The 10,517-nt window shown below is 57.1% G+C and carries 6 protein-coding genes and 1 pseudogene; 6 read left to right on the forward strand and 1 reads right to left on the reverse strand.

All coding sequences use genetic code 11. From position 1 onward, the window contains the following. The first annotated feature begins 130 nt into the window (after positions 1-130). Positions 131-2,317, forward strand: a complete 2,187-nt coding sequence (locus tag ACZZZ4_RS23985) for a hypothetical protein (protein ID WP_463548969.1) — start codon at positions 131-133, stop codon at positions 2,315-2,317. A gap of 142 nt (positions 2,318-2,459) precedes the next feature. On the opposite strand, the pseudogene ACZZZ4_RS23990 reads toward ACZZZ4_RS23985, so the two are convergent. Next, positions 2,460-2,940: pseudogene (locus ACZZZ4_RS23990) on the reverse strand (EscU/YscU/HrcU family type III secretion system export apparatus switch protein); the annotation flags it as partial. Positions 2,941-3,212: 272 nt separating this feature from the next. Here ACZZZ4_RS23990 and ACZZZ4_RS23995 point away from each other — a divergent pair. The 5 genes from ACZZZ4_RS23995 to ACZZZ4_RS24015 all read left to right on the forward strand — a co-directional run bounded on the left by ACZZZ4_RS23995 (position 3,213) and on the right by ACZZZ4_RS24015 (position 10,496). Then, positions 3,213-7,160, forward strand: a complete 3,948-nt coding sequence (locus ACZZZ4_RS23995; protein WP_463548970.1) for an RCC1 domain-containing protein — start codon at positions 3,213-3,215, stop codon at positions 7,158-7,160. A 71-nt stretch (positions 7,161-7,231) separates the two neighbouring features. Continuing rightward, positions 7,232-8,071, forward strand: a complete 840-nt coding sequence (locus ACZZZ4_RS24000; protein WP_463548971.1) for an Ig-like domain-containing protein — start codon at positions 7,232-7,234, stop codon at positions 8,069-8,071. A gap of 112 nt (positions 8,072-8,183) precedes the next feature. Further along, the gene (locus tag ACZZZ4_RS24005) at positions 8,184-9,824 is read left to right on the forward strand and encodes a hypothetical protein (protein WP_463548972.1); all 1,641 of its coding nucleotides are present in this window, start codon (positions 8,184-8,186) and stop codon (positions 9,822-9,824) included. A gap of 218 nt (positions 9,825-10,042) precedes the next feature. Beyond that, positions 10,043-10,237, forward strand: a complete 195-nt coding sequence (gene relB / locus ACZZZ4_RS24010) for a type II toxin-antitoxin system RelB family antitoxin (RefSeq protein WP_463548973.1) — start codon at positions 10,043-10,045, stop codon at positions 10,235-10,237. A gap of 37 nt (positions 10,238-10,274) precedes the next feature. Next, positions 10,275-10,496, forward strand: a complete 222-nt coding sequence (locus ACZZZ4_RS24015; protein WP_240783224.1) for a type II toxin-antitoxin system RelE/ParE family toxin — start codon at positions 10,275-10,277, stop codon at positions 10,494-10,496. Positions 10,497-10,517 lie beyond the last annotated feature (21 nt).

The following is a 10,517-nucleotide window of genomic DNA, read 5'->3' on the forward strand; positions in this document are numbered from 1 at the left end:
TCTCAACGGTCACGCAAGGGGGGCGACTGGTCTGAAACGTGCCTCTACCTGTCAGATATGACAGGTGTGCAAATCGCCGAACCAAGGCCTAATCACTCCGTCGTTCCCACACCAGACAGGAGTGCCCGTCATGCTCATCCAACCACGCAAAGAAATCTCTGTACTGTCCCTGCTCGACCCGGAAATCCCCGGCGGCCGGTTGCTGGATGACGGCAAGTGGGGCATCAACCTCGCCGCCGCGCGACTCAACTACCCCGACAAGGGGCTGAAGGTTCAGGTTCCCGCCTGGAACAACATGAGCAAGAGCGATAACTGCAAGTTGTACCTGGGCACCACCATGGTCGCGCAAAAGACCATCAACGAAGACATTGAAGTGAACAAGCATGTCACTCTCTTCGTCGCGCCCGAGCGCTTGCTCAGCGGCGACTGGGAGCTGTCCTACGAGGTCACGCGTTTCGGACAGAAGCCCGAGCCGGGACCGACAATCAAGCTTTTCGTCAAACTCGAACTGCCCGGCGGTCAGGATCTTAACCCTGAATATGGCCACTCCGAACTGACCATCGCCTTCGATCCGCCGAATGTGGTGCGCGACGGCGTCGACGAGGCCACCGCTGAGAAAGGCGTGCTGATCTACGCCAAACCCAAACCCGGCGATGGCTTGCTCTACAAGAATGCCGCCGTCGGTGACGTGCTCATCCTGGCCTGGGCCGGGAAAACCGAGAACTCCGAGCCCGTCACTCAGGAACAGCTCGACGATCCGGAAGATAACCCGATCGTCGTTCTGGCCAACAAGGCCACCATCCTCTCGGCCGGAGACTCCGACCGCGTGTTGGTCAGCTACAAGATCCGCGACCGCGTGTACAACGAGTCCGAAGACTGGTGCGAGGCCGTGCATATTGTCGTCGACACCGAGGGCTTGCGGCAGGATGCGCCCATCCTCGATCAGGCCGATGGCCTCGTCGTGGATCTGGAAGTGCTGGGGGACGAACCGCCGATAGTGGACGTTTGGGCGGTTGACGAGAACATCTTCAAAGAGAACGACAAGATCTACCTCAGCGTCACCGGTATCGACGACGCAGGTCAAGAGATCAGTGAATTGGTGGACAAGAAGATCGAAAGCGCGCCGCCGGTAGTGGTCTCGATCGAGCACAAGAACAGTACCCTGCGTGCCTTGGCCAAACGCACGGTGGTGTACTCCTTTCATGTCCGCCGCGACGGTGTCGTGGTCGACAACTCCCAATCCAAGTCCCGCGCCTACAGCGTAATCGGCGAACCGACACGTCTGGCCGCGCCGATCGCGATAGATCACATCAGTGGCGCGCTCGACCCTGACGCGCCCCAATACCGCATCCGCATCCCCTACAATCTACTGATCACCACGAACAATGCTATCGAACTCAAATGGTTCGGCACCCGGGCGGACCTCACGACTTACGACCCGGAACTGGAGTGGTATTTCCCGAGCAAAGACGAGGCCAATGATCCCGAGGGCTTCGTCGTCACCGTCCCCGGCGAACACGGCAAAACCCTTGAGGGCGGCACGCTGGATCTGTCATACAACCTGCTGAGCGACGAAGACGGCACCATCACCCGCCGCGCGTCGCTGCATGCTTCGCGGCTCAACGTCGGCGAAGCGCAACGGGAGCTGGTCAAACCTGTCGTCCTTGGCGAAAAGGACGGCGCCCTGGAACCCAAGGACCTGCCCGGTGGCGCCAGCAAGCTCACCGCCCCACGGCCGGTCGCTGTTCCGAGCGAGGCCAACGATATCGTCACTTATTTCTGGATCGTTGAAAGCAACAAGCCTGTTACCGACTTCAAAAAACTCAACGCACTGTCCAAGGACAAGGACGTGGAGTTCCCGCTGAACGCAGCGTTTGTGGCGCAGCACATCGAGCCTAATCGCGGGAAAACGGTGCAGGTGCATTACGAAATCTTCCGGGCCGCCAGCAACACGACCAGTTATTCGAATGTGCTGGATTTTGTAATCGGTGAATCGGTGCGCCCCAAACTGCTCACGCTCGACTTGATCAAGGAATGCTCAAGCGGCAAGGAAATCAAGGAAGGTGAGACGACCCATGAGACCAGCGTGGTGATTAGCGGCAAAAGTCCCAAGGGGACAGTCTTGGTCGTGGATTCAGAGATTTCAAAATTAGTAGGTTTGGGGCATCCCGATTCTGCCACAGGCGAATGGGAGGCACTTGTCATTGATCTGAAGCCGGGTTTGCATAGCTTCCAAGCCGCTGTGGCTAACGCACCGGAGTTGGGAACGACGCCAAAGCGGACTTTGACCGTTTCTACGGTCATTGCTCCTGGCTGATGCTGTTTTAGCGGCGCGATGTTCATAGTCAAATCTGTGGGGCGGCCTTGCTCGAAGATGGCCTTCAGCCGATGCAGCACTTCACGGATAAAAATCGCCGCCCCGTTCAATCGGAACGGCTTTTTTTGTATCACACGGGAGGTCAAGAATCCCGATGCAAATCCGGCGGAATCGGCAGGTCATCCTTCAGCGGATCCGGACGTTTACCCTTGCCCGCCAGGTGTTGGCGAATCTGGCAGGCGTAAGCCAATACCTGCGCGACTGCCAGATATAGCCCGCCGGGAATTTCTTGCTCAAGTTCCGTGGAATAGAAGATCGAGCGTGCCAGCGCGCGCGATTCAAGCGGTATGAGTTTGTTGGACACACCGATTTCGTGGATTTTCAGGGCGATGAAGTCGCTGCCCTTGCCTAGCAGCACCAGCGCGCCGCCCTTCTCCGAGTCGTATTTGAGCGCGAAGGCGTAGTGAGTCGGGTTGGTGATGACCCCGTCGGCTTCGGGAATCGCCGACATCATCCGCCGCTACGACATCTCGCGTCGGGTCTGGCGGATGCGTTGCTTGCTCGGGACGGCCTTTCTGATCCTTGTGTTCGTCGCGCACTTCCTTTTTGGTCATCAGCAATTCTTGATCGTTCCCACGCTCCCGCGTGGGAATGCAGCCCGGGACGCTCCGTGTTCCATCCGGAGCCAGGCGCGTAGCATTGTTGAGGCATCAACGACGCGGGAGCTCGGATTGATCAGATCAAAAACCTGCCCTTGCGAAACAATCAGGGTCGGCAGGCCTTTACGACCACTCGTCTGATATCTGCCAAAACCTGTCAGCTTTGACAGGTGCGCAAATCGCAAAACTATCCCCTAATCATTCCTGTCCCCATGACGCCAGACAGGAATGCCACCATGCTCATTCGGCCATTCAGAAACATGCACCCGCTTGCCTTTGAAGACCTTGATGTCCCCAATGGCCGAAAGCTGGAAGATGGCCGATGGGGTGTCAACCTCGCGGCCGCGCGATTACTGGATCCCGAAAAAGGCCTGAGGATTCATGTTCCTATTTGGCCAAACAAAGCCATAGACGATAACTGCAAGCTGTTTCTGAACGGCAAACTGGTTGATCAACAAACCGTTACCGAGTCAATTGAGCTACGCGAGCGCACGACCTTGTTCGTACCGGTGGAGCGTTTGCTCAGCGGCGAGTGGAAACTGAGTTACGAAGTCAAACGCTTCAGTCAGCAACCAGATCCCGGTCCGACCCTTGAACTGTTCGTCAAACTTGAGTTGCCCGGCGGGCAGGACACTGACCCTAATTATGGGCACTCCGAATTGGCGATAGGATTTATCCCCCCAAACGTCGTGAAGGACGGTGTCGACAAGGACAGCGTCAAGGACGGTGTGACGGTCGTTGTAGTACCCAAGTCCGGCAGCGGTGAGGCCTACCCGAATGTCTCCGAGGGAGATGTGATTACCGTTGCCTGGGCCGGCAAAGTCGTCGACTCGGCGCCCATCAGTCAAAAACAGATTGATGATCCGGTCAACAATCCGATCCAGGTTTTCATCAGCGAGAAGGTCATTCTCGCTGCCGGCGACTCCGAAAAAGTACTCGTCAGCTACAAGATTCGCGACTGCGTCTACAACGAGTCCGAAGACTGGTGTAAGCCCGTGGCCATCCCCGTCGATACCAACAACTCGAAACGCGGCGCGCCCATCCTCGAACAGGCTGACGGTGCCAAGCTGGATCTGAATGTACTGCTTGAACAGATACCCCTGCTGTACGTCTGGGTAGAGCTGGAGACGGAGTTTCAAAAAGACGACGTCATCATCATGCATTTGACCGGCACCACAGCCGGCGGCGAACAGATCGACATCGTGAAGCGCAAGGCTATCGACCAAGAACCGCCGACGCCGTTCTCAATCGAGCACGACAACAGCGGCCTGTACAAGCTCGCCAAGCGCACAGCGGTGTACTTCTACGAACTGGAACGTGACGAGAAAGTCATTGCAAAATCCAAGACCCGCTCCTACAACGTCATCGGCGAGGCCAAACGCTTGGCCGCCCCGATTGCGCTGGATGCAGCCAGTGGCGCGGTTGCACCCGACCTTCCCAAGTATCGAATCCACATTCCCCATAATGAACAATTGTCCACGGACAAGATGATCGAACTGCACATAGTGGGCACTCGTTTCGACGGCAGCGACTACGAGCCGGTCTTGGAATGGTTCGAGATTTCCCAGGAAGAAGCCGACGGCAGCAAGCCATATGTCATCACGTTTGACGGGGCGCACATCAAGACTCTGAATGGGGGCAAAGTCCGCTTTTCGTACGATCTGCTCTCCGATGAAGATGGCGAGATCGTCCGACGGACATCTCTGAGTTCCTCACTGCTCAATGTCGGCGAGCCGCAGTTCGAGCTGGTCAAGCCTATCGTGTCAGGCGAAAAAAACGGCGCTCTTGAGCCTAAAGATCTTGCCGACGGCAGAAGCGAGGTCGAATGCCCCAACCCGATCAATGATCCGACCAAAAGCAAGGATGAAGTGCACTGGCGACTATACGACGCTGACGCCACTTTGTTATTTACCGATCACAAACTGGTCAATGCGCTCAATGCCGGGAAAAACATCCATTTTTCACTCGACGAAGCGTTCGTTCTCGAATACTTCGAAAACCGCCGCGGCGAACAGCTGGTGGTCGACTACTTCATCAAGCGATTCGAAACCGGCAAGACGAACCAGTCCAATCCGTTGCCCTTCATTATCGGCACAGCCCAGCAGCAACTGCCGCCAGGCAAGGTGATCGAAGCCATCGAGGATGTGCTTGATGTGGCGGATGCAGCGAACGGTGCTACCGCTGAATTCGCCGCCAATGACGCTGAAAACGCGGGTCATCACTATTACATCAAGTGGACCACTGCAGACGGAAAAGTCGAGCACCCTGATGACAGGCTCGTCACCTCAGCCAACAAAGGCAAGCCGGTCAAAGTCAATATCCCTGCCAACATCGTCAAGGACAGTGTGGGGCATGATGTCACCTTGGGCTATTACGTCGAACTGCTCGATGGAACTAAACAGCCGGCCAAAGATTACACGCTGAGCGTGGTACAGAATGCCGTCAGACTGCCCGTTGCCACGTTCAAGGAAGCGAGCGGCACGGAGAAAAACCTCTTGAACCCGGACGATGTCTTGGGTGGCGCGACGGTGGTGATTGCTGCTGATGCGCTGTTGAAAGAAGACGATAGGGTAATCGTGAGTTTCGAAGGGCTGACAACTACTGTCTATCCGCACCTCGTCACTGCAGCGCAAGCGGGGAAAGAGCTGTCACTGATCAAGGTGCCGCACGCAGAAATCGTCAAGTGTGACGGCAAAACCGTCGGACTGAAGTACACCGTTGAGCGCAAGGCGGGCGGGACCGATGGCCCGTCCAGCTCAACCGTCTACGAGGTGCGCAAGGTGATCGGCAGCGGTAAGTTGCTGGTCATGGGCGCCCGTTACGCTCGCGGTGTTTTTCGTGAGTCGAGCGCCAGTCGATTGATTTCAGCGTTCAATGCCACGACGCTGCTGCCTGTTCAGGCTGAGTGGAAATACTCTGACGAGACTACCTGGACGACCGCGGCGACGTGGACCGACACTGCCCCGGAAAAATCCCTGCAGGTGCGCACGGGTGACGACCAGATCACCCTCACCCGCTTGAACATATTTGGCAGCGGTGGCGAAGGCACAGTAGCCAATGACGGGGCGTTCGTCGCGCTCCGAGACAAGAACAATGTCGCTGGCTGGGGCAATCCGTTGTACGGCGCGAAGATCCCGGCGACGTTTCAGACTTTCACCGACATTCTCTCGGTTGCCTGCTCAGGCAGCTCGTACGCAGCAATCCGGTCCAATAACTTCACCGTCGCCTGGCCGGGCACTGCAGGCCAAGGGGGCGAAATGACCGGAATCGATCCACAGAATTTCGTCCAGCTGAGCGGAAACAGCCTGGCAATCGCCGGCAGGAAAGCCAACGGCAGCGTCCATGCCTGGGGAGATGCGACCAATGGCGGGACGGTGAGGGACGACGTCAAGCCGCTGACTGATGTGGTCGATATCATCCCTGCCGCGAAGGCGTTCGCGGCCTTGCGCGCAACCGGCCAGGTAGTTGCGTGGGGCGCTGGCGAGGCGCTTGGCAGCGTGGTTCCTGCCGATATCGGCAGCCTGACAGATGTCATTCAAGTGATGGGCAATGCCCACGCCTTCGTGGCACGGCGAGCGAATGACACTGTAGTTGCATGGGGCAATCCGGCGGCCGGTGGTTTGGTGCCGGATCCGATAGCGTCTTTGGGCGACATCAAACAACTGGCCTGCGCCAATGCTCAGGCCTTTACCGCGCTTCGCGCAACACGGCAGGTCGTCGCCTGGGGCAATGCGACCTATGGCGCGGAGGTGCCCGGAGAAATTCAGTCGCTGACCGATGTCGTTTCCGTGGTTGCCAACTCGAATGCATTCGCCGCGCTGAGAGCGAGCGGACATATCGTCGCGTGGCCAGCCAAGAACGCTGGCGGGTTGGTACCCGATGCCATCGCCGGCAGAGACGACTTTGTGCAACTGGCAGGTTCTTCCGGAGCGTTTGCTGCGTTGTGCAAGGACGGGACTGTCGTGGCTTGGGGCGAAGCAGCCTCCGGTGGAGATGTCACTGCGATCACCGATCAGCTGGTCAAGGTCAGGGCGATTTACGACAACCGCCATGGCTTCACGGCAGTCACGGCCGACGCCAATGTGGTGACTTGGGGCGATCCTCTTGGCGGTGGCGACAGTAGCGGCGCGCAAGACCGGCTCAAAGGCCAGGTGTCCTATTACGCTTCGCCCCGTTCTTCCTGATTTTGCGCTTTTCTGCTCGCGCAATGCGGCGCTCGCAGGAGCGTCGCCGACTTGCCTGATGAGGTGATGACATGGAAAAACAAATAGCCGACACCCTGCCTTCGGTTAAAGAAGCCGTTAACGGCGTGTTGGACCCGCAAAAAATCCCTGCCGACGGCGCGACTGTGAAAATTCAAGCCTGGACTCCGCTCATGAAAATCGGCGACTGGGTTTATCTCCACATTGGCGATGACGTTGACTCCGTCGATGACGTGCCGATCGGTTTCTCGGCGGTCGACGAGGAGGTTGTCTTCGTCATTCCGGCGAATAAATTTGTCGCCGATGCCGATGAGGTCGTTCGCATCCACTACAAGGTAAAGCTGAAAGATAGCAGCACCCCGGTAAAATCAAAGACGCTTGAGCTTCTGATCAAGAGTGCGTTCGAAGCCCCGGCAATGCTCGATCTAAGCAGTGAAAATTACATAATCGCCGTCGACAAGCCGCCGCCGGTCGTCCCCTCGTCGGCATGCATGACGCGCGAGGCCAACTGGGGCAGCGTCCCCTACAACTACGCGAGCGACAATGAGGAAGTTGCCCGTGTCGATAAAGAAACCGGAGAGGTCACCGCGTTGACGAACGGGGTCTGCTCCATCAGTGCGACCGACAGCGATAGTCAGACCCATGAGTACCATCTGACGGTCAAGGGTATCCGCGAAGTTCATTATCTTAATCATGGCGACGATTGGGACGGCCAGAATAAACGATGCAGCGACAAGGGCTTGCAACCGATCAGCCTCGACGAGGCAGGACGTCTCTGGGCGCTTTACTATTATCCGGAAAAAAACCGGTCGCCACCTACCTGGGCTGGCGCAGTTACCCGATATGGACTGGAACGACCGTCGGCGCCGATACCGCCAATACCTACGACCTGAACGGTGCATCACAGAATGGAAATGTCGGCAGCGAGTCGAAGACCGAGTTTTTGCCCGTAGTGGGAATCTCCAGACCTGACGCAGAATCTCAAAGCAAAGGGGAGGATTGAACATGTCCCACACCTCTCCCCTCACCGTTCTCTCACTAGCCCTGTCCTTGTTGCTGATCAGCAATGCCGGAGTTGCTGCACCCGTCCTGACCGGTCCTGAGGTCGCCCAATCGCTCAATCGCAGTTATCAAAAAATCACCAAACAGTGTCCAGGCAATGAGCCTGCGTACCATTGCAGCGGTCTCTTGCTGCTAGGCAGCCAGGGTACTGCGCAGTTCTGGAAACACAGTGCTCACGCCACCGCGCTTGGCGCTGAAAGTGTTCATTATTTGCGCGCCGATCTCGACACAAGAACTTTGCCGCAGAAATTCGGCGTGGTGTTCAGCGATGAAACCACGACAATCGGTGATCGCGACGAGTTGAATGTGCTGTGTGTCTATCCGTTCGACTTTCCGGTGCAGAGCACGCGCCCCGATTTCGGTTGTGGCTGGGTGGCGGCTGTCAATCGCGTGCAGGACGTCAGTTCCTGTACGGCGCTTGGCGCGACGGACAGCGCAAGCTGGCTTGCGCACTTCGCCGGAGAAGGCAGCGTGCTCGCTGCGCAGTGTTCACTGAGCAGCAACGATCCCGCGCAGTTCGCCGCCAGCCTGACCGCGCATCAGGCCCTTGGCGACACATGGTCTGCGCAGCCAGTGCTGCTGAAAGTCAAAAATTGGCCGGAGCAGGCGCCGGCGCAATTGCCTTTGCTCGCGCTGTTTCACGACGTAAACCATCCGGGTTCATTACTCGGCGCACAACGGGACCAGCGTGACTACTTCAAGGCCACTGACCAATGGCTGCCCATTGTGCGCATGGATCTGAACCAGCCAGCGGATCAGGTGTTCGGATTCACTCAACAAGAGCAGTTGTATACCGGCTTTGAGGTGGCTGCTCGTTTGAATGCTCGCTCCGTCGACCCGAGAACCTCATGCGAGGGCAACAGCGCATCGTTCAACTGCGCGGGAGTGCTGGTTCGTTCAACCAGCGGCTCGACCGGCCATCACGCCTGGGACCCCAGCCCCAGCTCAACGAAGGGTAATGGTGTTTCATTCACGTTCATTCATCCGGGCGCGAGAGTGACCCGTACGTACAAGGCTCAAGGATTTATTGTCCGCGAATCTTTTGCGCCGTCCGGCAAACCGCTGACCGTGCGTTGCCTGTACCCTTTCGACGCGGGTACGGGCGGTTCGGCAGATATCTGTAGAACTCACGGCGGTCAGTGCGAAGAGCTTGGCATTGCCAGTCGAGAGTCATGGGTTGCGCGGTATGCGAGCGCTCCCACCAGAACCTGCGCCTTCAACACAGAGCCGCAGAGCTTTCAACTGGCGACCACGGTGCGCCCGGATGCCAAAGATCCGTTAGGCTGGAATGAACTGATTATGGCAGCGTGGACAGAAGATCGTCCGGAGCAACTCCCGCTGGAAGCGATCGCAACTTTCAACCCGTCTCATATCGCTGGTGACCGACTGACCGGTGCGCGCTATATCCAACGCGATTATTTCAACGTCACGGGCCGGTTTCTACCCCTGATCCGTGTGGAGTTTGCAAAAGAACTCGGCTCAATCTTCAGTTATGACGTTGAAGATCAGGCGCTGGGCGACACCGATACGCAGTCGTTGATCAATTCGGTACCTTTCGAGCCCAATTCGATGCGGGACGATTAGCTTGATGTTATCCGTCCCCACTTCGCCGTCGCCCAATGACCACAGGCAGATTTCTTACAGAATCGAACTACACAGCTGATCGACTTCGCACGCATCAGATGCGAAGCGCCTGACAGATTTGTATCGTCCGTTTGGGGGTGATGTCTCCCTCGTCCCGCCAGTGACGACAACGAGCCACATCCCCCTTAGACTGCTTCACATTGATCATGGAGGTCATGATGAGCGCTGAACTTTCACCTATCGTTTCAGACTTCGAAACCGAAGAAGAGGCTGCGGAATACGACCTTTGGTATCGCGCCAAGGTACAAGCTGCACTTGATGATCCACGCCCGCCTATTGCCCATGATGAGGCAATGGTGCTGCTAGGTCAGATGCTGGAAGAGAGACGCAAGAATCGACGCGCTGCCGGTTAGCTGGAGTAAACCGGCTCTTGGAGATCTGGCTGACATCATCGAATACGTAGAACAACGCAACACTGTCGCTTCAGTTGCACTGCACCAAAAGCTCAGCGCCGCAGCGCGAAGGCTTTCCTGGATACCGCATGGTTTCCGCTCCGGCCGAATACCGGGCACTCGCGAAATGGTCATTAACTCAAATTATTTACTGGTCTATCGGGTGACAGACCACATCAGAATTCTGACCGTGTTGCACGCCCGTAAAAAATATCCATAACCACTCATAAAAAAGGCGGCC

It is taken from the genome of Pseudomonas sp. AC252, assembly GCF_979258105.1.

What these genes read in the sequence shown, in the direction of transcription:
- relB (WP_463548973.1), top strand. Translation starts at nt 10,043, where the DNA reads ATGAGCGCTGAACTTTCACCTATCGTTTCAGACTTCGAAACCGAAGAA.
- ACZZZ4_RS23995 (WP_463548970.1), top strand. Translation starts at nt 3,213, where the DNA reads ATGCTCATTCGGCCATTCAGAAACATGCACCCGCTTGCCTTTGAAGAC.
- ACZZZ4_RS24005 (WP_463548972.1), top strand. Translation starts at nt 8,184, where the DNA reads ATGTCCCACACCTCTCCCCTCACCGTTCTCTCACTAGCCCTGTCCTTG.
- ACZZZ4_RS23985 (WP_463548969.1), top strand. Translation starts at nt 131, where the DNA reads ATGCTCATCCAACCACGCAAAGAAATCTCTGTACTGTCCCTGCTCGAC.
- ACZZZ4_RS24000 (WP_463548971.1), top strand. Translation starts at nt 7,232, where the DNA reads ATGGAAAAACAAATAGCCGACACCCTGCCTTCGGTTAAAGAAGCCGTT.